This window comes from Limnohabitans sp. Hippo3 (genome assembly GCF_003063665.1).
Lineage (GTDB): Bacteria > Pseudomonadota > Gammaproteobacteria > Burkholderiales > Burkholderiaceae_C > Limnohabitans_A.
Genome location: NZ_NESF01000013.1, coordinates 66,775 through 88,029 on the forward strand (window position 1 = coordinate 66,775; position 21,255 = coordinate 88,029).

Annotated in this window: 27 protein-coding genes; 14 read left to right on the forward strand and 13 right to left on the reverse strand. The window is 61.6% G+C overall.

Annotated features, from left to right (window positions below; all coding sequences use genetic code 11):
• Positions 1–3: 3 nt before the first annotated feature.
• From paaB to B9Z34_RS12915, 3 genes are all read right to left on the reverse strand, one after another.
• A complete protein-coding gene (gene paaB / locus B9Z34_RS12905; protein ID WP_108428529.1) occupies positions 4–300 on the reverse strand; it encodes a 1,2-phenylacetyl-CoA epoxidase subunit PaaB in 297 nt (98 codons plus the stop codon).
• Positions 297–1,328 carry a 1,2-phenylacetyl-CoA epoxidase subunit PaaA gene (gene paaA / locus B9Z34_RS12910; protein ID WP_108428530.1) on the reverse strand — a complete coding sequence of 344 codons (1,032 nt, stop codon included), beginning with the start codon at positions 1,326–1,328 and terminating at the stop codon, positions 297–299. The genes paaB and paaA overlap by 4 nt, the downstream gene beginning before the upstream one ends.
• Before the next feature lie 174 nt (positions 1,329–1,502).
• Entirely contained in the window at positions 1,503–2,390 is an 888-nt protein-coding gene (locus B9Z34_RS12915; RefSeq protein ID WP_108428531.1) for a 23S rRNA (adenine(2030)-N(6))-methyltransferase RlmJ, read from the reverse strand.
• Positions 2,391–2,587: 197 nt separating this feature from the next.
• Here B9Z34_RS12915 and rplM point away from each other — a divergent pair, with 197 nt between their 5' ends.
• The 3 genes from rplM (at position 2,588) to erpA (ending at position 3,956) form a co-directional block, all read left to right on the forward strand.
• Positions 2,588–3,019 (forward strand): 50S ribosomal protein L13, encoded by a 432-nt coding sequence (rplM, locus tag B9Z34_RS12920; RefSeq protein WP_108428532.1) that lies wholly within the window; start codon positions 2,588–2,590, stop codon positions 3,017–3,019.
• A gap of 11 nt (positions 3,020–3,030) precedes the next feature.
• Positions 3,031–3,423 (forward strand): 30S ribosomal protein S9, encoded by a 393-nt coding sequence (gene rpsI / locus B9Z34_RS12925; protein ID WP_019426472.1) that lies wholly within the window; start codon positions 3,031–3,033, stop codon positions 3,421–3,423.
• A 167-nt stretch (positions 3,424–3,590) separates the two neighbouring features.
• Positions 3,591–3,956 (forward strand): iron-sulfur cluster insertion protein ErpA, encoded by a 366-nt coding sequence (gene erpA, locus B9Z34_RS12930; RefSeq protein WP_108362196.1) that lies wholly within the window; start codon positions 3,591–3,593, stop codon positions 3,954–3,956.
• A 30-nt stretch (positions 3,957–3,986) separates the two neighbouring features.
• Here erpA and B9Z34_RS12935 read toward each other — a convergent pair whose 3' ends face one another.
• Positions 3,987–5,126 (reverse strand): anhydro-N-acetylmuramic acid kinase, encoded by a 1,140-nt coding sequence (locus B9Z34_RS12935; protein ID WP_108428563.1) that lies wholly within the window; start codon positions 5,124–5,126, stop codon positions 3,987–3,989.
• A 97-nt stretch (positions 5,127–5,223) separates the two neighbouring features.
• Positions 5,224–6,690, reverse strand: coding sequence for a M23 family metallopeptidase (locus B9Z34_RS12940; RefSeq protein WP_108428533.1), 1,467 nt, complete (start codon positions 6,688–6,690; stop codon positions 5,224–5,226).
• 144 nt (positions 6,691–6,834) lie between these two features.
• Here B9Z34_RS12940 and tyrS point away from each other — a divergent pair, with 144 nt between their 5' ends.
• The 4 genes from tyrS to dbpA are packed head-to-tail and all read left to right on the forward strand — an operon-like array spanning position 6,835 to position 10,926.
• Entirely contained in the window at positions 6,835–8,067 is a 1,233-nt protein-coding gene (gene tyrS, locus B9Z34_RS12945; protein ID WP_108428534.1) for a tyrosine--tRNA ligase, read from the forward strand.
• Between the two features lie 49 nt (positions 8,068–8,116).
• Complete coding sequence (locus B9Z34_RS12950) at positions 8,117–9,043, forward strand: cation diffusion facilitator family transporter (protein WP_108428535.1); 927 nt, start codon at positions 8,117–8,119, stop codon at positions 9,041–9,043.
• Entirely contained in the window at positions 9,040–9,483 is a 444-nt protein-coding gene (gene dtd, locus B9Z34_RS12955; RefSeq protein ID WP_108428536.1) for a D-aminoacyl-tRNA deacylase, read from the forward strand. The genes B9Z34_RS12950 and dtd overlap by 4 nt, the downstream gene beginning before the upstream one ends.
• 33 nt (positions 9,484–9,516) lie before the next feature.
• Entirely contained in the window at positions 9,517–10,926 is a 1,410-nt protein-coding gene (gene dbpA, locus B9Z34_RS12960) for an ATP-dependent RNA helicase DbpA (protein WP_108428537.1), read from the forward strand.
• A 221-nt stretch (positions 10,927–11,147) separates the two neighbouring features.
• Here dbpA and ybeY read toward each other — a convergent pair whose 3' ends face one another.
• Together ybeY and B9Z34_RS12970 are read right to left on the reverse strand one after the other, a co-directional pair.
• Positions 11,148–11,603 (reverse strand): rRNA maturation RNase YbeY, encoded by a 456-nt coding sequence (ybeY, locus tag B9Z34_RS12965; protein WP_108428538.1) that lies wholly within the window; start codon positions 11,601–11,603, stop codon positions 11,148–11,150.
• 19 nt (positions 11,604–11,622) lie between these two features.
• Complete coding sequence (locus B9Z34_RS12970) at positions 11,623–12,603, reverse strand: PhoH family protein (protein ID WP_108428539.1); 981 nt, start codon at positions 12,601–12,603, stop codon at positions 11,623–11,625.
• 85 nt (positions 12,604–12,688) lie between these two features.
• On the opposite strand from B9Z34_RS12970, the gene ruvA reads away from it, so the two are divergent.
• Together ruvA and ruvB are read left to right on the forward strand one after the other, a co-directional pair.
• On the forward strand, positions 12,689–13,264 hold the full coding sequence (ruvA, locus tag B9Z34_RS12975; RefSeq protein ID WP_108428540.1) for a Holliday junction branch migration protein RuvA: 576 nt from the start codon (positions 12,689–12,691) through the stop codon (positions 13,262–13,264).
• 14 nt (positions 13,265–13,278) lie between these two features.
• Entirely contained in the window at positions 13,279–14,331 is a 1,053-nt protein-coding gene (gene ruvB, locus B9Z34_RS12980) for a Holliday junction branch migration DNA helicase RuvB (RefSeq protein WP_108428541.1), read from the forward strand.
• 140 nt (positions 14,332–14,471) lie between these two features.
• Here the strand turns inward: ruvB and B9Z34_RS12985 are convergent, their stop codons facing one another.
• From B9Z34_RS12985 to B9Z34_RS13010, 6 genes are read right to left on the reverse strand one after another with little or no spacing between them, the layout of a single operon-like run.
• Complete coding sequence (locus B9Z34_RS12985; protein ID WP_108428542.1) at positions 14,472–15,116, reverse strand: histidine phosphatase family protein; 645 nt, start codon at positions 15,114–15,116, stop codon at positions 14,472–14,474.
• A 14-nt stretch (positions 15,117–15,130) separates the two neighbouring features.
• On the reverse strand, positions 15,131–15,760 hold the full coding sequence (locus B9Z34_RS12990) for a DUF4136 domain-containing protein (RefSeq protein ID WP_108428543.1): 630 nt from the start codon (positions 15,758–15,760) through the stop codon (positions 15,131–15,133).
• Between the two features lie 18 nt (positions 15,761–15,778).
• Positions 15,779–16,717, reverse strand: coding sequence for a tRNA 2-thiocytidine(32) synthetase TtcA (gene ttcA / locus B9Z34_RS12995; protein WP_199220125.1), 939 nt, complete (start codon positions 16,715–16,717; stop codon positions 15,779–15,781).
• Between the two features lie 5 nt (positions 16,718–16,722).
• A complete protein-coding gene (locus tag B9Z34_RS13000; RefSeq protein WP_108285955.1) occupies positions 16,723–17,094 on the reverse strand; it encodes a dihydroneopterin aldolase in 372 nt (123 codons plus the stop codon).
• Positions 17,091–17,486, reverse strand: a complete 396-nt coding sequence (locus B9Z34_RS13005) for a dihydroneopterin aldolase (protein WP_108428545.1) — start codon at positions 17,484–17,486, stop codon at positions 17,091–17,093. Before B9Z34_RS13005 ends, B9Z34_RS13000 begins: the two co-directional genes overlap by 4 nt.
• Positions 17,483–18,256 carry an SDR family oxidoreductase gene (locus B9Z34_RS13010; protein ID WP_108428564.1) on the reverse strand — a complete coding sequence of 258 codons (774 nt, stop codon included), beginning with the start codon at positions 18,254–18,256 and terminating at the stop codon, positions 17,483–17,485. Before B9Z34_RS13010 ends, B9Z34_RS13005 begins: the two co-directional genes overlap by 4 nt.
• A gap of 227 nt (positions 18,257–18,483) precedes the next feature.
• Between B9Z34_RS13010 and B9Z34_RS13015 the strand changes: the two genes are divergently transcribed.
• From B9Z34_RS13015 to trxC, 5 genes are all read left to right on the forward strand, one after another.
• A complete protein-coding gene (locus B9Z34_RS13015; RefSeq protein WP_233249601.1) occupies positions 18,484–19,587 on the forward strand; it encodes a class I SAM-dependent methyltransferase in 1,104 nt (367 codons plus the stop codon).
• An 18-nt stretch (positions 19,588–19,605) separates the two neighbouring features.
• On the forward strand, positions 19,606–19,800 hold the full coding sequence (locus B9Z34_RS13020; protein WP_108428546.1) for a DUF2905 domain-containing protein: 195 nt from the start codon (positions 19,606–19,608) through the stop codon (positions 19,798–19,800).
• Between the two features lie 380 nt (positions 19,801–20,180).
• Positions 20,181–20,396 carry a hypothetical protein gene (locus B9Z34_RS13025; RefSeq protein WP_233249603.1) on the forward strand — a complete coding sequence of 72 codons (216 nt, stop codon included), beginning with the start codon at positions 20,181–20,183 and terminating at the stop codon, positions 20,394–20,396.
• Positions 20,397–20,410: 14 nt separating this feature from the next.
• Entirely contained in the window at positions 20,411–20,671 is a 261-nt protein-coding gene (gene infA / locus B9Z34_RS13030) for a translation initiation factor IF-1 (protein ID WP_108428547.1), read from the forward strand.
• Between the two features lie 94 nt (positions 20,672–20,765).
• Positions 20,766–21,212 carry a thioredoxin TrxC gene (gene trxC, locus B9Z34_RS13035; protein WP_108428548.1) on the forward strand — a complete coding sequence of 149 codons (447 nt, stop codon included), beginning with the start codon at positions 20,766–20,768 and terminating at the stop codon, positions 21,210–21,212.
• The last annotated feature ends 43 nt before the right edge of the window (positions 21,213–21,255 follow it).

Sequence of the window (21,255 nt, forward strand, 5' to 3'; positions counted from 1 at the left end):
CGCTCACATGTGGCCCACTTCTTCGGGGATTTCGTAAAAGGTCGGGTGGCGGTAGACCTTGTCGCTGGCGGGATCGAAGAATTCGGGTTTGTCGTTGGGCTCACTGGCCGAGATGCTGGCCGAGGGCACGACCCAGATGCTCACGCCTTCCTGGCGGCGGGTGTACACGTCGCGCGCCATTTGCAAAGCGTGCTCGGAATCCGAGGCGTGCAGGCTGCCGCAGTGCTTGTGCTCCAGGCCTTGCTTGGAGCGGACAAAAACCTCCCACAGAGGCCATTCTTTCAATGCGGCGGTGCTCATGCTGCTTCCTTCATCTGACGTTGCTGTTGTTTCTTGGCGTGGGCCAGGGCCGCTTCGCGCACCCAGGCGCCGTCGTTCCAAGCCTTGACGCGGGCACCCAAACGCTCCTTGTTGCAAGGACCGTTGCCGTTGACGGTGGCCCAGAACTCGTCCCAATCAATTTGGCCGTAGTCGTAGTGACCACGCGCTTCGTTCCACTTCAAATCCGGGTCAGGCAAAGTGACGCCCAACACTTTGGCTTGCGGCACGGTGGCGTCCACAAACTTTTGACGCAGGTCGTCGTTGCTGATGCGCTTGATGCCCCAGCGCATGCCTTGCGCGCTGTTGGGGCTGTCGGCGTCGGGCGGCCCGAACATGGCCAGGCACTTCCACCACCAGCGGTTCACGGCGTCCTGCACCATGGCTTTTTGCTCGGCCGTGCCTTGCATCATGACCAGCAGGGCTTCGTAGCCCTGGCGCTGGTGGAAGGATTCTTCCTTGCACACGCGCACCATGGCGCGGGCGTAGGGGCCGTAAGAGCAGCGGCACAGGGGCACCTGGTTCATGATGGCCGCGCCATCGACCAGCCAGCCGACCACGCCCACATCGGCCCAGTTGAGCGTGGGGTAATTGAAGATGGAGCTGTACTTGGCCTTGCCGGAATGCAGGGCGTCCAGCATCTGGTCGCGGCTGGTGCCCAAAGTCTCGGCGGCGCTGTACAGGTACAGGCCGTGGCCGCCTTCGTCTTGCACCTTGGCGATCAGGATGGCCTTGCGCTTGAGGCTCGGGGCGCGGCTGATCCAGTTGCCTTCGGGCAGCATACCCACGATTTCGCTGTGGGCGTGCTGGCTGATCTGGCGCACCAGGGTTTTGCGGTAGGCCTCGGGCATCCACTCGCGGGGCTCGATGCGGCCATCGGCATCGATGCGGGCGTCAAAGGCCGCTTGCAGGGCGGCGTCTTGAGCGCTCAGGGCTTTGGGAACGGCCTTCAGGCCGGCCGACTTGGCGTCCTCGGTTCCGTCCGGGACGCTGAAAGATTGCGTGTACATGGGCTTCTCCTGCGCCAAACAGGATGGGATGATCGCGGCGCGGGTGCCAGTATATCAATTAACCGACCGTGCGGTCGGTTAATTTCAATGCCCTGCGCTCAGGTATTTCCCTGATGCCGTGTTTTCCGCCTTGAAATACCCGTTCGAGAGCCCATTGGGAGGGGCTTCACCCGTTCAAGACGATTCCACCGCCCAATTTTTGCCGGACCCGCGCGCCAAGGCGGGGCCGACCACATCCAGCGCCTGCCGGATCTGGTCTTTCAGGGTGAAGGGCGGGTTGATGACAAACATGCCGCTGGCCACCAAGCCGCCTTCGTCGCCAGGGCCCCGGCCAATCGCTAGGGTGGCGTTGAGCCAGGGCTTTTGTGACTGGTTGGCCAAGGTGCGCAGGCGTTTGGGCAGGTCATGCGCTTCCGGGCGCGGGATGATCGGATACCAGACCAAATAAGTGCCCGTCGAGAAACGCTTGAGGTATTCCTGGATGACGCTGGCGACCTTGCTGTAATCGGACTTGATTTCGTAGCTGGGGTCGATCAGCACCATGGCCCGCTTGGAGCCCGTGGCCGATGGCGGTGGGGGCAGCAGCTTTTTGAGGGCTTCAAAACCGTCTTCGCGGCTCACAGTGACCGTGCGTCCGGCTTCGAGCTGGGCGATGTTGGACATCAGGGCTTTGCTGTCGGTGGGGTGCAACTCGAACAGGCGCAGGCGGTCGCGCGATGCGTGGCGCATCAGGCGCTGCATCAAAAAGGGCGAGCCCGGGTAAATTTTGGCTTGCCCGTTGGGGTTGAAGCTGGCGATCTGTTCCAGATAGTCCTGCACGGGCTCGGGCAGGGCATCGAGCTTTTCGGCCGCGGCCAGCAGTTTGAACAGGCCGTCCTCGGCTTCGGCCCCTTTTTGCGAATAATCGCCGTCCAGACGGTACAGACCGGCCCCGGCGTGGGTGTCAATCAGGGTGATGCCGGCCTCTTTTTGCATGAGGTGGCGCAGGGTGGCAAGCAGCGTGATGTGTTTGAGCACATCGGCATGGTTGCCCGCGTGGAAAGCGTGTCGGTAACTGAACATGCGTCGATGGTAACCAATAACTTCTGCAAGTCCTTGATTTTTCGTATAATGGCAAGCTTCGCAGCGATTTTGTAGCCCCGCGGCGAAGACGCCCAAACCTGAAAAGGTGCGAGCAATCTCCCACCTAAGAGGTTCCCAAGAGAGGAACACCGACCGTGGAAAAGGGCTCAACAAACCTTTCTTCAAAGAGAAAACTCATGACAACAACTTTCAGCGCCAAACCCGCTGAGGTCGTGCACGAGTGGTTTGTGATTGACGCGACCGACAAGGTCCTCGGACGAGTAGCCAGCGAAGTTGCTCTCCGTTTGCGCGGCAAACACAAGGCCATTTACACGCCTCACGTCGACACCGGTGACTTCATCGTCATCATCAATGCTGCCAAGCTCAAAGTGACTGGCACCAAGACACTGGACAAAGTGTATTACCGTCATTCGGGCTATCCCGGCGGTATCACTGCCACCAACTTCCGCGACATGCAAGCCAAGCACCCTGGCCGCGCACTCGAGAAGGCTGTCAAGGGCATGCTGCCCAAGGGCCCACTCGGCTACGCCATGATCAAGAAACTCAAGGTGTATGGCGGCGCAGAGCACCCACACACCGCCCAACAGCCTAAAGTGCTGGACATCTAAGGAGCCTTGAGATGATTGGTGAATGGAACAATGGCACAGGCCGTCGCAAATCCAGCGTCGCCCGCGTGTTTCTGAAAAAAGGCACTGGCAAGATCACGGTCAACGGCAAGGACATCCAAGCCTACTTCGGCCGCGAGACTTCGATCATGATCGCCAAGCAACCCCTCATGTTGACCAACCATGCCGAAACTTTCGACATCATGATCAACGTGCACGGCGGTGGCGAATCCGGTCAAGCTGGTGCATCGCGCCACGGCATCACCCGCGCCCTGATTGACTACGACGCATCGCTCAAGCCCGTGCTGAGCCAAGCCGGTTTTGTCACCCGCGACGCCCGTGAAGTCGAACGTAAAAAGGTCGGCTTGCACTCCGCTCGCCGCCGCAAGCAGTTCTCCAAGCGTTAATCCGCTTTTCTGCTTCATCAAAAAGCCGCTCCGGTTCGCCGCAGCGGCTTTTTGTTTGGGCGCTTGGGATTTGAAAAGCCCATGAGGCCAGTAGCGTTACTGCAGAGGATGGGCGGTAATTCCCGACCAGCGCGCTATACTATTTGGCACTGAACCGGAGAAACACCATGAGTGCTGTTGCTGAAAATATCCAGACCGAAATGCCCGAACCGATTGTCTTTACCGACAGCGCGGCTGCCAAGGTGGCCGACCTGATCGCCGAAGAGGGCAACCCTGATTTGAAGCTGCGCGTGTTTGTGCAAGGCGGCGGCTGCTCGGGCTTTCAGTACGGTTTCACCTTCGATGAAATCACCAACGAAGACGACACGACCATGAGCAAAAATGGCGTCTCCTTGTTGATCGACGCCATGAGCTACCAGTACCTGATCGGTGCCGAGATCGATTACAAAGAAGACCTGCAGGGTGCCCAGTTTGTCATCAAGAACCCGAACGCCACATCGACTTGCGGCTGCGGTTCTTCTTTCTCGACCTGATTGGCGAGGGGGCCAGCTGGGCTGGCCGAATCACCGGGGGTAAATGGCCCCCAAGACACGGGCGCCTTGGGCGCCCGTGACGCTTGGCAAGCTCGATGTCTCGCGTCGCACGGTTTTGAAGGCCAGCCAGGCAAAAGCGGCGGCTTCCACTTGCAGGGGCGGTAAACCCCGTTGATCGCTGCCGATCACCTGCAAAGCTGGCAAATGGTGGGCCAGGAGGCGCATCAAATGGCTGTTCAAGGCGCCACCGCCACAAACAATCAAGGTCTGGGCATCGGCCGCGTGGCGCAAAACATCCTTGGCGCAAGCCCATGCCGTGAACTCGGTCAGTGTGGCCTGCACGTCTTGTGCAGGTTGCGCCGCTTTGGGCAAGCGTGCATGCAGCCAGGTGGGGTTGAAGAGGTCCCGCCCTGTGCTTTTGGGGGGCGAACGGTGCAAAAAGTCTTCGGCCATCAAGTCGGCCAGCAAGTCGGGCAAGACGCGGCCAGTGGCCGCCCAGGCGCCATCGCGGTCAAATGCGGCCCCAGTGTGTTTGGCGCACCAATGGTCCATGAGCGCGTTACCCGGGCCGCAGTCCCAGCCCAGAACCTCTCCCCCTGGCCGAAGCACGCTGAGGTTGGAAATGCCACCAACATTGAGCACCGCCACAGTCGCATCCATGCGCCCGAAGACGCCTTGGTGAAAAGCGGGCACCAGCGGTGCACCTTGTCCGCCTGCTGCCAGATCGCGGCTGCGAAAATCGGCCACCACGTCGATGCGGGTCAGCTCGGCCAGCAAGGACGGGTTGATGAGTTGCAAGGTGTAGCCCACAGCCCCATGGCCGGCTGCAAGGTCGCCATCGAACTCCAGGGGCCTGTGACGCACGGTTTGCCCATGCGCACCGATGGCTGTGATGTCCTGGGCTTGCAAGCCACTTTGTTGCAACAAGGCGTGCACCACCTCGACATAGCGGCGGGCAATCTGGTTACCTGCCAAGGCGCTGCGGTGCAATTCATCCGGGCCGCTCTGGTTCAGGGCGAGGAGCTCGGCTTTGAAGGGCGCCTCGAAAGCCACAAAGGCATGCGATTGAACCTCCACTTGACCTTGCGCGTTGATGCGGGCCAGCACGCCATCGACACCATCCAGGGAGGTGCCCGACATCAGGCCTATGAAATGCTCAATCGTTTGCATGGATGAAAAAATGTGCGCGTTGTGGTCTTCAGTGGCCATCTGGCAGTCAAAGTGTCCGTGGGGATGGCATGAAAAAAGGGCCTTGCGGCCCTTGAGATCATTGCGCGGTGACTTCTCGCATTTGCGCGGCAGCCAACAGCTGTGCTCTGGCCTGATCGGCCACCACTTTGAAGCGCGCCATCGCGGTAGGACTGAGCGGCACGCTCTGGGCTTGCTGGATCACTTTTTGGGGGTCAACGTGGGTGCCATTCACACGGAATTCGAAGTGCAGGTGAGGGCCTGTGGACCAACCCGTCGAGCCGACCGCACCAATGGTTTGGCCTTTTTGAACAGTCTGTCCCTTGCGCACCTGGATGCGGCTGAGGTGGGCATAGACGGTGGAGTGGTTGTTACCGTGGCGAACAATGACCGTGTTGCCATAACCACCTTGAACGCCAGCGAATTCGACCACACCGTCACCCACGGTCTGAGCCGGGGTGCCGGTCGGGGCCGCGTAATCCACGCCCAAGTGCGCTTTCATGGTTTGAAAGATCGGGTGCAGGCGCATGGCAAAACCGCTGGTCTTGCGCGAGAAAGCCACAGGCGATGCCAGGTAAGTGCGGCTCAGGCTTTTGCCGTCCATGCTGTAGTAGCTGCCTTTTTGCCCTGGCTCCTGGTGCCACACGGCTTCGTAGGTTTTGTTGCCGTTGTTGAATTCGGCGGTCAAAACGCGACCGGTGCGCACGGGCTCACCGTCGGCTTCCAGCACTTCGTAGACGACTGAAAAACGAGCGCCTTTGCGCAAGGTGCGGTGAAAGTCGATCTGGTTGGAGAAAATCTGCGTCAGCTGGGTGATGACGGCATCCGGCAAACGGGCCTCGTCTGCCGCGTCATACAAGGAGCTGGCCACGGTGCCGCCTGTCATGCGCAGGCTGGTGTTCATGGGGGACGTTTCGAGGGCGGCCTGCAGACCATCTGCTGTGCGTTGGATCGCCAGACGCTGGAAAAAGGTGTCGGTCTCGTTGTTGAGCCAGCGCACATTGAGTTTGAGCAGACGCTGCTGGCTGTCGGCTTCGGCCACAACGGAGCGGCCCCCTTGCTTGAGCGCTTGCTTGGCCAAGGGGTTCTTGCGCAGGTAAGCGGCCGCCTCCGGGTCAACCAGGCCCAAGCGACGCAGCAAACTCTCCGGAGTGTCGGAGGCGCGGGTGCTGTCCGTGCGCATCAGACTCATCTGGATCAGGTCGAGCGATTGGGCTTGTTCTTCCAGCTTGGCAATTTCAACAGGCACGGTGACCGTGACCACGGGCTGTTCTGCGATGTCCGGTCCCAGATTGGCGATGGCGAATGCACCGCCACCGCCAGCCAGCAGAACAGAGGCCAAAGTGGCGCTGATGGTTTTGGGATGACGGGCCAACCAGCGCGCAGTCGCCTGAAGCGCTTGAGTCAGTTGCGGGTGTTGGCCATCGAGCCAGGCCAGCGTGCGCTGGACAGCGATCAGCACCGCGCCCAGCACGGCAGTGCACAGGAACAGGAAGCCAACAAACAAAGACACCAGCCGAGACTGGATGAGAGCTAAAAATTGCATCAATTCGGGGGTAATTCGCGCCACCTGCCGTTCAGGCGATGGGGTGGCACGATCTGCACAGTCAGGCCGCCTCTAAAATGGGCGACTTGGAGTAATCGGGCCATTGTACTGGTCTATACCCATTTGACTTTAGAAAAAACCCTTATGAATCAAGCGCTTGTTACAAAATACCTGGTCACGGACAAGACCCGGGAGGCCCTGGCGGTCACTTTACGGGGCTGCGAAGAGCTGATTCCGCAGGAAGACTGGCTGCAAAAACTGGCCAAATCGGAGGCCACCGGGGTGCCTTTGCGCATCAAGCTGGGGCTGGACCCAACCGCGCCGGACATCCACATCGGCCACACCGTGGTGCTCAACAAGATGCGCCAGCTGCAGGACTTGGGGCACCAGGTGATCTTTTTGATCGGGGACTTCACCAGCCTGATCGGTGACCCGTCGGGCCGCAACAGCACCCGCCCGCCGCTCACGCCCGAGCAGATCAAGCTGAATGCCGAGACCTATTACAAGCAGGCCAGCCTGGTGCTGGACCCCGCGAGAACAGAGATTCGCTACAACAGTGAGTGGTCGCTACCTTTGGGTTCGATGGGCATGATCCAGCTGGCGGCCAAGTATACGGTGGCCCGCATGATGGAGCGCAACGACTTCCATGACCGCTTCAAGGCCGGGACGCCGATCAGCGTGCATGAGTTCCTGTACCCGCTGATGCAGGGCTACGACTCGGTGGCGCTCAAGAGCGATCTGGAGCTGGGCGGTACCGACCAGAAATTCAACCTGTTGATGGGCCGCCACCTGCAGGCCGAATACGGCCAGGAGCCGCAGTGCATCCTGACCATGCCGCTGCTCGAAGGCCTGGACGGTGTGGACAAGATGTCCAAGTCCAAGAACAACTACATCGGCATCACCGAAGACGCCAACACCATGTTTGCCAAGGTGCTCTCCATTTCGGACACGCTGATGTGGCGCTGGTACACCTTGTTGTCGTTCAAGTCGATGGCCGAGATTGAGGCCTTGAGAAAGGAAGTCGAAAGCGGCCGCAACCCCAAGGACGCCAAGGTCATGCTGGCCAAGGAAATCACGGCGCGCTTTCACAGCGCGGCGGCGGCCGATGCGGCCGAGCAGGACTTCATCAACCGCAGCAAGGGCGGCGTGCCGGACGACATCCCTGAAGTGTCATTGTCGGGTGCGCCCATGGGCATTAGCGCCTTGCTCAAATCGGCGGGCCTGGCCCCTTCGACCACCGAGGCCGGACGGCTGATCGACGGCGGCGGTGTGCGCGTGGACTCCAGCGTGGTCAGTGACAAGGGCCTTAAACTCGAAGCGGGCACCTACGTGGTGCAAGTGGGCAAGCGCAAGTTTGCCAAGGTGACGCTGGCTTGATCGGTGGCTGGCGCACGGACAGGTCATCCTCCGGGGGTATGCTGAGCGGATGAAAAAATTCGATGCCTGGATGACGCCCAGCCGCATGCTCTGGGCTTCAGTGGTGGTGGCGCTGGTCACCATCGCGCTCAAGACAGGGGCCTGGTGGCTGACCGACTCGGTCGGTTTGCTGTCGGACGCCATGGAGTCGCTGGTCAACCTGGCCAGTGCGGTGTTCGGTCTGATGATGGTCACCATTGCCGCACGGCCCGCCGACGATGACCACCCCTATGGCCACCACAAGGCCGAGTATTTTTCCTCCGGCTTTGAAGGCATCCTGATTCTGGTGGCGGCCCTGGGCATCATCTGGGTGGCCCTTGGGCGCTTGTTCGATCCTCAACCCATTGAACAGGTTGGCTGGGGTCTGGCCTTGTCGGTGGGCAGCTCGGCCCTGAACGGTTTTCTGGCCTGGCTGATGTTTCGCGCCGCCCGGCAGCACCGCTCCCTGGCGCTGGAGGCCGATGCCCGGCACCTGGTGACCGATGTGTGGACATCGGCCGGGGTGGTGGTGGGCATTGCCCTGGTCAGCGCCACGGGCTGGTTGTGGCTGGATGCCGTGGTCGCCATCGGGGTGGCGCTCAATATTTTGAAAGAAGGCTGGAGCCTGGTCTGGCGGTCTTCGCAGGGGCTGATGGACGAGGCGCTGGAGCCCGAAGTGTTGGCCGATGTTCAGAAGGTGCTGGCCGGGTTCGCACACCAGCGCGGCGAGACCGAGATCATCCGGTTCGACCACCTGAACACCCGCAAGGCCGGGCAACGCCGTTTTGTGGATGTGCACATGCACATGCCCGCCAGCTGGACGCTGGGCCGGGCTGCCGCCTTGCGCGCCAGTGTGGAGCAGGCGCTGATGAGCGAGGTGCCCGGTTTGCGGGCCACCATCCAGCTCTTGCCCAGCGATGTGGAAGCGCACTTTGACGATGCCCGGGATTTGAAATGATCGCGCTGCTGCAACGGGTGAGTGAGGCCAGTGTCCGGGTCGATGGGGCGGTGATCGGCCAGATCAATCCAGGCTTGCTGGTGCTGCTGTGCGCCGAAAAAGGCGACACCGAGGCCGTGGCCGACAGGATGCTGGCGAAAATTTTGAAGCTGCGCATCTTCAACGACGAGGCGGGCAAGATGAACCGGAGCGTGCAGGACGTAGGCGGTGGTTTGCTGGTGGTCAGCCAGTTCACCCTGGCCGCCGATGTCGCAGGGGGCAACCGCCCGAGCTTCACCCAGGCGGCTGCGCCCGAAGACGGTCGACGTTTGTATGAGCACTTTGTGGCGCAGGCCCGAGCTGCGCACCCGGTCGTGCAAACGGGCCAGTTTGCGGCCGACATGAAGGTGTCCTTGGTGAACGACGGACCCATCACCATCCCGATGCGCATGAGCGCTTGAGTGCCGACTGGGATCGCCGCCGATAATCGGCGCATGACTGCAAAACCCCAAGACGCGACATCCGCGCGCTTCGACCAGCTTCAGCTGGCACCCGCCACCCTCCAAAACCTCGAACAACTGGGCTACACCCAGATGACGCCCATCCAGGCGGCCAGCTTGCCGTTGACCCTGGCCGGGCAAGACCTGATCGCTCAGGCCAGCACAGGCAGCGGCAAAACCGCCGCCTTTGGTCTGCCCCTGATCGAGCGCCTGCAAACGGCGGGCTCGCCCAGCGCAGCCATTCAGGCCGTGGTGCTGTGCCCTACCCGCGAGTTGGCCGACCAGGTCACGCAGGAAATCAGGCGCCTGGCCCGCGCCCGCCAGAACGTGAAAGTCGTCACCCTGTGCGGCGGCGTGGCTTTGAGAGGCCAGACGCTGAGTCTGGAGCACGGCGCCGATGTGGTGGTGGGCACGCCAGGCCGCATCCTGGACCACCTGGAGCGCGGTTCTTTGAGCTTGGCGGGTGTGAACACGCTGGTGCTGGACGAGGCCGACCGCATGCTGGACATGGGCTTTTTCGACGACATTGCCAAGGTGGTGCGCCAGTGCGCCAAAGACCGCCAGACCCTGCTGTTTTCGGCCACTTACCCCGAAGGCATTGCCAAGCTGGCGGCGCAATTCATGCGTTCGCCGCAGACCGTGAAAGTGGAGGCGCAGCACAGCGCACACAAAATTCGCCAGGTGTTTTATGAAGTGAGCGAGACCCAACGGCTGGACGCCGTGTCCCGCTTGCTGGCACATTTCCGCCCCGAGCGCACGCTGGCGTTTTGCAACACCAAGCAGCAATGCCGCGATCTGGTGGCGGTGCTGCAGGCCCAGGGCTACAGCGCGCTGGCGCTGTTTGGCGAACTGGAGCAGCGCGAACGCGACCAGGTGCTGGTGCAGTTTGCCAACCGCAGCTGCTCGGTGCTGGTGGCCACCGACGTGGCTTCACGCGGGCTGGATGTGGAGGGCCTGGAAGCCGTGATCAACGTGGACGTGACGCCCGACCCGGAAATCCACATCCACCGCATTGGCCGCACGGGCCGTGGCGATGCCGAAGGCCTGGCGCTGACGCTGGCCAGCATGGACGAGATGGGCGCGGTCGGCAAGATCGAGGTCATGCAAGGTCGCGAGTCCAAATGGGAGCCGCTGTCTGCCCTGACGCCTGCGGCAGGCGGACCGCTGCAGCCTCCCATGCGCACGCTGCAGATCGTGGGCGGGCGCAAGGAAAAAATCCGCGCTGGTGACGTGATGGGTGCGCTGGCGGGGGAGTGCGGCTTGACCCGCGAGCAGGTCGGCAAGATCAACGTCAACGAGTTTTCGACCTATGTGGCGGTGCAGGCGGATTTGGCCAAAAAAGTGGAGGCGCAGCTGTCGCGCGGCAAGATCAAGGGCAAGAGTGTGAAAGTTCGCTTGCTTTGATTGTTTTTTTGAGAGCGGTGAATGGGGCGATGCGGCGGTCACCTCATGATGTGGTACCGAAAATCGGTGCCCGCCGCATCGTCCCATTCACCTTGGTGGGCATTCAAAAAATCAAGAGTGGTTCACGCGCACAACGGTGTCGGTTTGGGTAGGGCCGGGTGACGATTTTCGGTACCCCGTCATGAGGAACCCGGCCCTGCCCAAACCGACACCTCACCCAGTCACCGATAAGGATTCTTGATCCCCAACTCGGCCAGGATGTCAATTTCGTAGGCCTCCATCTCTTCGGCATCGGCCTCGCTGGTCTCGTGGTCCCAGCCCTGTGCATGCAAAGTGCCGTGCACCAGCAAATGCGCGTAGTGCGCCGCCAGCGTCTTGCCTTGCTCCTTGGCCTCGCGCGCGACCACCGGGGCGCACAGCACCAAGTCGGCTACCACCACCGGTTCTTGCGCATAGTCGAACGTCAGCACATTGGTGGCGTAGTCCTTCTTGCGGTAACTCAGGTTCAACGCACGGCCTTCTTCTTCACCCACGATGCGCACCGTGATTTCGGCGTCATCGGCCAGAGCATGGCGAATGGCGCGGGCCACCGCATGGCGGGGCAGGGCGGCGCGGTGGCGGGCTTTGTGAGGGAAGTCGCCAAATTGCAGGGACAGCTGGAGTTGTTGGAGGGCCATGGGATGAGATTCGGTGGTGTCAATCGTCGGTGGGTAAAGGCTTGCGGCGGGTCGTCACGCCCGCCCGCATGGCGGCGCTGCCTTGTGCGTCGTACGCGTCCACAATGCGGGCCACCAAGGGGTGGCGCACCACGTCGGCACTCGAAAACCGTGTGAAGGCGATGCCCTTGACGCGCTTCAAAACCCGCTCGGCGTCGATCAGACCACTCAACTGGCCCTTGGGCAAATCGATCTGGCTCACATCGCCCGTGACCACGGCTTTGGCGCTAAAGCCGATGCGGGTCAGGAACATCTTCATCTGCTCGGTGCTGGTGTTTTGCGCCTCGTCCAGGATCACGAAGGCGTTGTTCAGCGTACGCCCGCGCATGAAGGCCAGCGGCGCGATTTCGATTGAGTTGCGCTCAAAGGCTTTTTGTACCTTGTCGTAGCCCATCAGGTCGTACAGCGCGTCGTAAAGCGGGCGCAAATACGGGTCCACTTTTTGCGACAGGTCGCCGGGCAAAAAGCCCAGTCGTTCGCCCGCTTCCACGGCCGGGCGCGTGAGCACAATGCGCTGCACGCTGGCGCGCTCCAGTGCGTCCACCGCGCAGGCCACGGCCAGGTAGGTCTTGCCCGTGCCCGCTGGGCCGATGCCGAAGGTGATGTCGTGTGTGGCGATGCTTTCCAGATACGCCGCCTGCACCGGGGTGCGGGCCTTCAGGTCGGCGCGGCGGGTTTGCAAGGCGGGCAGGTCGGCTTCTTCGCCCCCGCTGTCGCCCACCAGCATGAGCTGAACCATGTCGGGCGCAATCGGGCGGTCGGCGCGTTCGTAGATCGCCTGCAAAATCTCCATCGCCCGCAGGGCCACGGCCTTGGGGCCGTCCACCTTGAACTGTTCATGGCGGTGCGCGATGCTCACCTGCAGGCCTGCTTCGATGGTGCGCAGGTGTGCGTCCATGGGGCCGCACAGGTGAGACAGGCGGGTGTTGTTGTGCGGCGTGAAGGTGTGTCTGACGATCAAGTTGATAATCCTGAATAGGCGCGGTGACGAGTGGTCAAAAACCGTGCATTTTCCCCCATGATAGGCATTTGAAGGCACCCTCTCCATGATTGGCAAACTCACCGGCATCCTGAGCGACAAGAACCCCCCCGAGGTGGTGGTGGACTGCCACGGCGTGGGCTACGAGGTCAATGTGCCGATGAGCACTTTCTACAATTTGCCCGCCACGGGCGAAAAAGTCAGTCTGGTCACGCACTTTGTGGTGCGCGAGGACGCGCAAATTCTTTACGGCTTTGCCACCTTGGCTGAACGCGAGGCCTTTCGCCAGCTCATCAAAATTTCCGGTGTTGGCCCTCGCACGGCTTTGAGTGTGCTGTCGGGCATGAGCGTGACCGACTTGGCGCAGGCCATCACCACGCAAGAAGTCGGTCGTCTGGTCAAGGTGCCCGGCATTGGTAAAAAAACTGCCGAGCGTTTGCTGCTCGAACTCAAAGGCAAACTGGGCGGCGACATCGGCGGCCTGTTTGCGGTGAATACCCCCGACGCGCAAAGCGACATCCAGCAGGCCTTGCTGGCGCTGGGCTACAGCGACAAGGAGGCCGCCGCGGCCCTCAAGAGCTTGCCTGTCGACGTGGGCGTGAGCGAGGGCATCAAGCTGGCGCTCAAAGCCCTGAACAAATGAAAATGAACTGAGCCATGAGCATCCGCACTGACGATTTCGCCCCCCAACCCGAACCCCGGGTCATTTCGGCGGCCCCCGTGTCGCACCAGGAAGAAGCGATCGAGCGGGCCTTGCGCCCCAAGCTGCTTGACGAATATGTCGGGCAGGTCAAGGTGCGCGAGCAACTGGAGATTTTCATCAGCGCGGCCAAGATGCGCGAAGAGCCGCTGGACCATGTGCTGCTGTTTGGCCCTCCGGGCCTGGGTAAGACCACGCTGAGCCACATCATCGCAGCCGAGCTGGGCGTGAACCTGCGCCAGACCAGCGGCCCGGTGCTCGAAAAACCCAAGGATTTGGCGGCGCTGCTGACCAATCTGGAGCGCAACGATGTGCTCTTCATTGACGAGATTCACCGCCTGTCGCCCGTGGTCGAAGAAATTTTGTACCCCGCGCTCGAGGACTACCAGATCGACATCATGATCGGCGAGGGCCCGGCGGCCCGCAGCATCAAGCTCGACTTGCAGCCTTTCACGCTGGTGGGCGCGACCACCCGGGCGGGCATGCTCACCAACCCGCTGCGCGACCGTTTTGGCATCGTGTCGCGCTTGGAGTTCTACACCCCCGAAGAGTTGAGCCGCATCGTGACCCGCAGCGCCGGTTTGCTCAAAGCGCCGATTGACCCGGAAGGCTCGTTCGAAATCGCTCGCCGCTCACGCGGCACGCCGCGCATTGCCAACCGCTTGCTGCGCCGGGTGCGTGACTATGCGGACGTGAAAGGCGACGGCACCATCCACAAAGGCATCGCACAAAAAGCCCTGGTCATGCTGGACGTGGACCCCGAAGGCTTCGACCTGATGGACCGCAAACTACTCGAAGCCGTGATCCACCGCTTTGACGGCGGCCCGGTGGGGCTGGACAACATTGCGGCGAGCATTGGCGAGGAGCGCGACACGATCGAAGACGTGATCGAGCCGTATTTGATTCAGCAAGGCTATTTGCAGCGCACCCCGCGCGGGCGCATGGCCACGCTGGCGGCTTTCAGGCATTTGGGTGTGACGCCGCCCAAGTCGTTTGGCGAACGGATTTAAAGACCGAAGCTGTTGTGTCTTTGTGGCAGCGAGCCCCGGCTCGCGAATCGCCGTTGAGCGAGAGCCCTCATTCGGCCGCAGGTGCGGCCTCCCACGGCGTCAAGAGGTTTGCATGTTGGTGGGTTTGAACCCTCGCCAATTCAGGCGGTCGTCTCGTCCTTGCCCAGCGCCTCCAGGTGCGAGGTGTCCCCCCAGCCCACCAGCGACAGGCCTTGCGGTGTCCACAGCAGCCGGTTCACAGCCGTGTTGGTCAATTGCCAGGTGCGTGGCGCTTGCAAGTCCAGCCGGGTAGCAGCGCGGTACAGGATGTCCAGCACACCGCCGTGCGCGACCATCACGATTTGCTGGCCGGGGTGTTGAGCTGCCAGCTCATCCACGGTGGTCACAATCCGCTCGCGCAAGGCGATCAAGGACTCACCGCCGTCTGGTGGCGTCCAGTCGGGCGTGCGTTTGCGCCAATGCCAGGCGTGTTCGGGCAGTTCGACTTCGATCTCGGCAAAAGTGCGCCCCTGAAACGCGCCAAAATGCCGCTCCCTCAGTCCGGGATGCGTGCTCACCATTTGGCCTGTGGCCTGTGCAATGGCTTGGGCCGTGGTGTGGGCGCGTGACAGGTCGCTCGCATAAATCGCATCGATGGCATCGCGCTGCACCAGCGCTTGGGCCAAGTGCTGCGCTTGGCGCAGGCCCACGTCATTCAGCGGGATGTCCAGATGGCCTTGCAGGCGGGTGTCGACGTTCCAGGCGGTCTCTCCATGGCGAATGGCCAGAATGCGGGTCGGTTCCATGCGGTCCTTGGGTCTCAGCGCGGCAGCTCGATGTTGACCCGACGCGGGCCAAGCGGTGGATTGGGGAAATTGGCCAGCGCGGCCTGGAACAGGGTGGCAAAAATCGGCACGCTGTCGCTCCAGGGTCCGGTGTGGCTGGCGCGGGTTTCATAGACCACCTGACCTGATTTCAGGTCGCGCATGATGAGGCTGACCTCGCGGCGGTAATGCGTGGGTGGCGGAAAGCGCATGCCCACACCCAGGCCAATGTGCGATCCAAAACCCGATCCGATGGCCACGCTGCCGTAAGGCGACCAGCCCGGCCCGATCGGGCGGCCCCAAGGGTCGGCCAGGTACTGCGTGCCGCTGAAGCCCACCATCACGCTCAGGCTGGCTGCGGCGTCGTCGCGCACCAGGCCCACGGCGGTCATGGCGGCCTGCGCTTGCTGTTCAGCCATTCCGGCCTCGGGGTTGTTGACTTGGGAGGGCAGACGTTCAAAACGGTATTTGGCGCCTTGCAAACTCATGCCCGGCGGCACCGCCGCCACGGACACCACATCGCTGTCGATCAGGCGCATGGAGGCGCAGCCCGTCAACCCGGTCAAAGCCAGGGCAGCCAAGGCCATCGAAAACCACCGTGTGAGCTGACGTGTGTCTGTGCGCATGCTTTGTCCCCTTAAGGTTCACATCGAGATGACCTGAATGCCCGGCAAAGACGGCTCCTTGAACTCTTCCTCGTCAAACGCCTTGTCGCCATCTTGGGATTCGATGCCGGTGATCTTCAGGTCCTTGAAGCCGTGCAGCTTGGGGTCCATCAAATGCGAAGGCACCACATTTTGCAAAGCCGCAAACATGTTTTCAATCCGGCCAGGGTACTTCTTTTGCCACTCGCGCAGCATGTTGCCCACCTGCAGGCGTTGCAGGTTTTCCTGGCTGCCGCACAGGGTGCACGGGATGATGGGGAACTGTCGGTGCTCTGCCCAACGGATCAGGTCGGATTCGGCCACATAGGCCAGCGGGCGGATCACCATGAACTCGCCGTTGTCGCTGACCAACTTCGGGGGCATGCCCTTGAGTTTGCCGCCAAAGAACATGTTCAAAAAGAAGGTCTGCAGCATGTCGTCGCGGTGGTGACCCAGCGCCAGCTTGTTGCATTTGAGCTCACGCGCCACGCGGTACAAAATGCCCCGGCGCAGGCGCGAGCACAGGCTGCACATGGTCTTGCCTTCGGGGATCTTGTCTTTCACGATCGAGTAGGTGTCTTGGGTTTCGATGTGGTATTCGACACCCAGCTCTTTGAGGTAAGCGGGCAGGATGTGGTCGGGAAAGCCCGGCTGCTTTTGGTCCAGGTTGACCGCCACCAGCTCGAAGTCCACTGGGGCGCGGGCCTTCATCTTGAGCAGGATGTCCAGCATGCCGTAGCTGTCTTTGCCGCCCGACATGCAGACCATGATGCGGTCGCCCGCTTCGATCAGGTTGAAGTCGGAAATCGCTTGGCCCATCTGGCGGCACAGGCGCTTTTCGAGCTTGTGGGTTTCGCGTTCGATCTTGACGGCTTTGGCGGCCTCTGAGTCGGCTTGTGCTTGTACCCAGGCGTTGTCTGCTGCTGTGTCTGTGTTCATGAGGTTCACCACTGTCCGGTTTCCATGCGAATGGCCACTTCGCAGTCTTCAAAAATTTCAAGTTTGGCAATCTTGACACGCACGCCCAACACGCCGGGCAATTGCATCAGGCGGTTCGAGAGCTTGCCGATCAGGGTTTCGAGCAGGTTGATGTGCTCGGCGGTGCATTCGTCGATGATGATCTTGCGCACCTTGCGGTAGTCCAGCACGTGGTTGATGTCGTCGTCGCTGGGCAGCAGGGGCTGCGTGCCCAGGTTCAGCTCGGCATCGACCTGGATCGGCTGCGGATCGGTTTTTTCGTGTTCGAGGATGCCCAGGTTGGCGTCAAAGCGCAAACCGGTCAGCTCCAGGGTTTGGTGTCCTGCGGGTGTTTTCATGGCGCGGGTTTGATCTGGAAAATTTCAACCCCGACCGCTTCGCAGTCTGGGTACACATCGGGCTTGCAGCTCGACAGGCGCACCGCCTGCACCTGCGGGTGGGCGATCAGCTCGCGCATCAGGTCGTCGCACAAAGTCTCTTGCAGCACGATGTGGCCTTGCGCCACGCGGCGGGCAATCACCTCGCGGATGAAGTCGTAGTCGACCACCTCGGCCAGATCGTCTTGCCTGGGGGTGGACGCGCTGTAAGGCACGAACAGTTCTACATTGAAGACGATGCGCTGGGGGCCGAGCTTTTCAAAGTCGTGTGCGCCGATGCGCACGTCCACTGTGTGGTTGCGCAAAAACAGGCGGCGGCAGTTCAGCGCCAAATCGGTCATCAAGTCGCTCATGCAGCACCTTTCGGCTCGGCGAGGAACATCACATCCCGCGCCAAAGGCACCAGATGTTGGCCGTTGTCCACGCACACCGTGGTGCCGGTGATGCAGGGGTTTTGCGCGAGGAACAGGCAGGTGGCCGCCACTTGTGTCGGGTCGATGGGCTCGCGCAGCAGATTCACCCGGCTGGCGCGGTCAAAGTTCTCTTGCGTTTGCGGACCGCTCAAAAACATCAGGCCCGGGGCCACGCCGCACACCCGCAAGGGGGTCAGGGCTTGGGCCTGCAAGGCCACGGCACGCTCCAACGCCAGTTTGGAGACGGTGTACGAAAAGTAATCCGGGTTCAGGTTGAACACCTTCTGGTCCAGGATGTGGACCACACTGCGCTGACCGGATTTGGCATCGGGCGCGACCTGCTGCGCCATCAAAGAGGCCAGCAGCATGGGCGCGATCAGGTTCACTTCCAGCTGCAAACGCGCGCCGGGCAGGTCCATTTGGGTGCCTTCGTCCGGCTCGAAGAGCGAGGCGTTGTTCACCAGGCAATCCAGCGGCCCGGTGGTTTGGGCGATGTGGGCCACCATGCGCTCGACTTCGGCACTTTGTGCCAGGTCGGCCTGCACCAGTTCAACGTGCGCCCCTTGTGAGCGCAGCGCGGCCTGCAGGGCCTGCGCCGCAGCCGCTGAGCGTTGGTAATGGCACCACACGCGCCAGCCCGCCGCCGCAAATTGGCGGACGATCTCGGCGCCCAGGCGGTGAGCGCCTCCGGTGACCAGAACTTGTTTCATGAATGTGAGCTGCTTGTGGTTCGAGCGATGATGGTCTGTCAGGAAGGGGTGGTTTTGGAAGTTTGTCACCCCGGACTTGATCCGGGGTCCATGCTGGCGCAACCACGGATGCCGGATCAAGTCCGGTATGACAGCCTTACAAGGAAACCATCAATTATCGGCCAAGCCATGAATTCGTCTCTCTGTGCTCCGGCAAACCCCTGCACGCCTTCGGCGACAATCGCCGCGTGACCTCGCCCAATCTCCAGTCCTCCGCCGAGCTGACCCAGCGCATCCACCACGCCATCGCCCAAGCGGGCGGCTGGCTGGGTTTTGACCGTTTCATGGCCATGGCCCTGTACGAGCCAGGCCTGGGCTACTACACCAACGCCCTGCAAAAATTTGGCGCCATGCCGTCTTCGGGCAGCGATTTTGTGACCGCGCCGGGCATGTCGCCCCTGTTTGGCCAGACTCTGGCGGTGCAGGTGGGTCAGGCATTGAGCGCCACGGGCACGGATGAGGTCTGGGAGTTCGGTGCGGGCACCGGGGCGCTGGCCTTGCAGCTGCTGGACAGTCTGGGTGACGCGGTGAAGCGTTACACCATCATCGATTTGTCAGGCACCTTGCGTGCCCGTCAGGCCGATACCTTGCTGCAACACGCAGGCAAAGTGCGCTGGTTAGACGCCTGGCCCGACGCCATCGAGGGCGTGGTGGTGGGCAACGAGGTGCTGGACGCCATGCCGGTGCAGCTGCTGCAGCGCACGCAGGGCGTGTGGCACGAGCGCGGGGTGGTCAGTTCTGGCGAAGATTTCGCTTGGCAAGACCGCATCACCGACTTGCGCCCGCCCATCGAGATCGAAGGCGAGCACGATTACCTGACCGAAATCCACCCCCAAGCTGATGCCTTCATCACCAGCCTCGCCGAGCGGCTGCTGGCCGGGCGGGGCGGGGCGGCGTTTTTTCTCGATTACGGCTTCCCCGAGGCCGAATACTTCCACCCGCAGCGCCACATGGGCACCGTCATGTGCCACCAACTGCACCAGGCCGACGACAACCCCCTGGTGGCGGTGGGCCAAAAAGACATCACGGCCCATGTCAACTTCACCGGGGTGGCGCTGGCGGGGCAAAACGCCGGGTTGGAGGTTCTGGGTTACACCAGCCAAGCCTGGTTTTTGCTGAACCTGGGGCTGGCCGAGCGCATGGCCGCCGCCAGCTTGGCCGAGCGCAGTCAGGCCCAGCGCTTGGTCAACGAGCACGAAATGGGCGAGCTGTTCAAGGTGATCGGTTTTTCCACTTCCACCGTCTGGCCGGCCCAGGGCTTTGCCCGGGGCGACCGCTCGCACCGCCTGTAAACGGCATCCAGGCAAGCTATGTTGCGTTGGCTCATCGTGGTGTTTCTGGCCCTGATCATTTTCAGTGGCCTGCAAAAATGGCTGCAAAAACTCGGCTTTGGCCGCCTGCCCGGAGACTTCCGCTTTCGCCTGTTCGGGCGCGAGTTTTTCATCCCCATCACCAGCACCTTGCTGCTGAGCATGGCGGCGGCTGGGATCGCGCGCTGGTTGTGAGCGGCAAGACCTGCCCAAGCAGGTCAGACCCGGACGTGTTACAGTGAGGCACGCCATTGGCGACTTATGCCCATCTCGCTCTTTCTGAGCCGATAGCGCATCCCGGCAGAGGGATGCCAGTCTTGTCCTCCACTGTGCACATCGCCCGCCATGCTTTTCCAAGCTGGGCCCAGACGATTTTTTTGCTTCCTTTTTGACGCACCTCTGCACGGTGCTGTTGTTGGGCAGGCCTTCAGGGCTGCTTATGGGGGCGCTTTTTTGGCAGCAGGACATGCCAAGACCCGTACCGCCGCACAGCCCCCAAGAGGGCCGAAAAAGCGGTTCGACCCCCTTCGTTAAAATACATGACTTTTTTCTATTGTTCACACCAACCCATCTCCATGGGAAAATTCCGAATTCAGCCGTGCGCCAGGGCTTTGCCCAATGGCGCATTTGGCGCACAAGTGTCCGTGGCCAGTGGCCGCGGCAGCGCCAGCACCGACCGCGTGATGCGGTTTGTGCCCGAATTCGCCACACCGGCGGCCGCCAGCCAATACGCCCTCGATGAAGGCAAGTTGTGGGTGGAGCGCCAGACGACGAAACCGATCCTGCTTTGAGAAAGACGTTTTAAATGGCTAAAGAAGAACTGATTGAACTGATGGGCGTGGTCAACGAGGTGTTGCCCGACACCCGTTTTCGCGTGACCCTGGACAACGGCCACCAACTGATTGCTTATTCGGCCGGCAAGATGCGCAAAAACCACATTCGCATTCTGGCGGGTGACCGTGTGACGCTCGAACTCTCGCCTTATGACCTGAGCAAAGGCCGCATCAGCTTCCGTCACCTGGCTGGCCGTGCCCCCATGGCCCCTCGTCGCCCCCCAACACGCTGACACGCGCTGGTTCTTTGCGTTGACCTGAGTCAACGCGCAAGGCTCTTGAATCGCCGAGCATGATCCCCACGTGAATTGCAACACAGGGGAATCCATGACCGCTTCTGCAGACGCCTTGCACATTGTTTGTCCGCACTGCCACACCACCAACCGGGTGCGTGTGGCCGATCTGCACAACGCCCCCGATTGCGGACAATGCCACCAAGCCCTTTTTGACGGTCACCCACTGGCGCTGGAAGGTGCCAGTTTTGACAAGCACATTGGCCGCAGCCATGTGCCGGTGCTGGTCGATTTTTGGGCGCCCTGGTGCGGACCCTGCCGCATGATGGCCCCGGCTTACGAACAGGCCGCTGGCCTGTTGGAGCCCCAGGTGCGGGTGGCCAAACTCAACACCGAAGAAGCGCAGGCCATCGCCGCCCGCTTCAACATCCGCAGCATCCCCACACTGGCCTTGTTTGTCGGCGGCAAAGAAGTCGCCCGTCAGGCGGGTGCGTTTCGCACCGCGCAAGACATTGCCGACTGGACGCGTTCGCACCTTTGAGTGCAGACGGGTGGTTCAGCGATTCCTCCAGCTGAGGTGTTGA

Bases quoted from the DNA above. Each gene is read 5' to 3' on its own strand.
- paaB (WP_108428529.1), bottom strand. From the start codon at position 300: ATGAGCACCGCCGCATTGAAAGAATGGCCTCTGTGGGAGGTTTTTGTC.
- paaA (WP_108428530.1), bottom strand. From the start codon at position 1,328: ATGTACACGCAATCTTTCAGCGTCCCGGACGGAACCGAGGACGCCAAG.
- B9Z34_RS12915 (WP_108428531.1), bottom strand. From the start codon at position 2,390: ATGTTCAGTTACCGACACGCTTTCCACGCGGGCAACCATGCCGATGTG.
- rplM (WP_108428532.1), top strand. From the start codon at position 2,588: ATGACAACAACTTTCAGCGCCAAACCCGCTGAGGTCGTGCACGAGTGG.
- rpsI (WP_019426472.1), top strand. From the start codon at position 3,031: ATGATTGGTGAATGGAACAATGGCACAGGCCGTCGCAAATCCAGCGTC.
- erpA (WP_108362196.1), top strand. From the start codon at position 3,591: ATGAGTGCTGTTGCTGAAAATATCCAGACCGAAATGCCCGAACCGATT.
- B9Z34_RS12935 (WP_108428563.1), bottom strand. From the start codon at position 5,126: ATGCAAACGATTGAGCATTTCATAGGCCTGATGTCGGGCACCTCCCTG.
- B9Z34_RS12940 (WP_108428533.1), bottom strand. From the start codon at position 6,690: ATGCAATTTTTAGCTCTCATCCAGTCTCGGCTGGTGTCTTTGTTTGTT.
- tyrS (WP_108428534.1), top strand. From the start codon at position 6,835: ATGAATCAAGCGCTTGTTACAAAATACCTGGTCACGGACAAGACCCGG.
- B9Z34_RS12950 (WP_108428535.1), top strand. From the start codon at position 8,117: ATGAAAAAATTCGATGCCTGGATGACGCCCAGCCGCATGCTCTGGGCT.
- dtd (WP_108428536.1), top strand. From the start codon at position 9,040: ATGATCGCGCTGCTGCAACGGGTGAGTGAGGCCAGTGTCCGGGTCGAT.
- dbpA (WP_108428537.1), top strand. From the start codon at position 9,517: ATGACTGCAAAACCCCAAGACGCGACATCCGCGCGCTTCGACCAGCTT.
- ybeY (WP_108428538.1), bottom strand. From the start codon at position 11,603: ATGGCCCTCCAACAACTCCAGCTGTCCCTGCAATTTGGCGACTTCCCT.
- ruvA (WP_108428540.1), top strand. From the start codon at position 12,689: ATGATTGGCAAACTCACCGGCATCCTGAGCGACAAGAACCCCCCCGAG.
- ruvB (WP_108428541.1), top strand. From the start codon at position 13,279: ATGAGCATCCGCACTGACGATTTCGCCCCCCAACCCGAACCCCGGGTC.
- B9Z34_RS12985 (WP_108428542.1), bottom strand. From the start codon at position 15,116: ATGGAACCGACCCGCATTCTGGCCATTCGCCATGGAGAGACCGCCTGG.
- B9Z34_RS12990 (WP_108428543.1), bottom strand. From the start codon at position 15,760: ATGCGCACAGACACACGTCAGCTCACACGGTGGTTTTCGATGGCCTTG.
- ttcA (WP_199220125.1), bottom strand. From the start codon at position 16,717: ATGAACACAGACACAGCAGCAGACAACGCCTGGGTACAAGCACAAGCC.
- B9Z34_RS13000 (WP_108285955.1), bottom strand. From the start codon at position 17,094: ATGAAAACACCCGCAGGACACCAAACCCTGGAGCTGACCGGTTTGCGC.
- B9Z34_RS13005 (WP_108428545.1), bottom strand. From the start codon at position 17,486: ATGAGCGACTTGATGACCGATTTGGCGCTGAACTGCCGCCGCCTGTTT.
- B9Z34_RS13010 (WP_108428564.1), bottom strand. From the start codon at position 18,256: ATGAAACAAGTTCTGGTCACCGGAGGCGCTCACCGCCTGGGCGCCGAG.
- B9Z34_RS13020 (WP_108428546.1), top strand. From the start codon at position 19,606: ATGTTGCGTTGGCTCATCGTGGTGTTTCTGGCCCTGATCATTTTCAGT.
- B9Z34_RS13025 (WP_233249603.1), top strand. From the start codon at position 20,181: ATGGGAAAATTCCGAATTCAGCCGTGCGCCAGGGCTTTGCCCAATGGC.
- infA (WP_108428547.1), top strand. From the start codon at position 20,411: ATGGCTAAAGAAGAACTGATTGAACTGATGGGCGTGGTCAACGAGGTG.
- trxC (WP_108428548.1), top strand. From the start codon at position 20,766: ATGACCGCTTCTGCAGACGCCTTGCACATTGTTTGTCCGCACTGCCAC.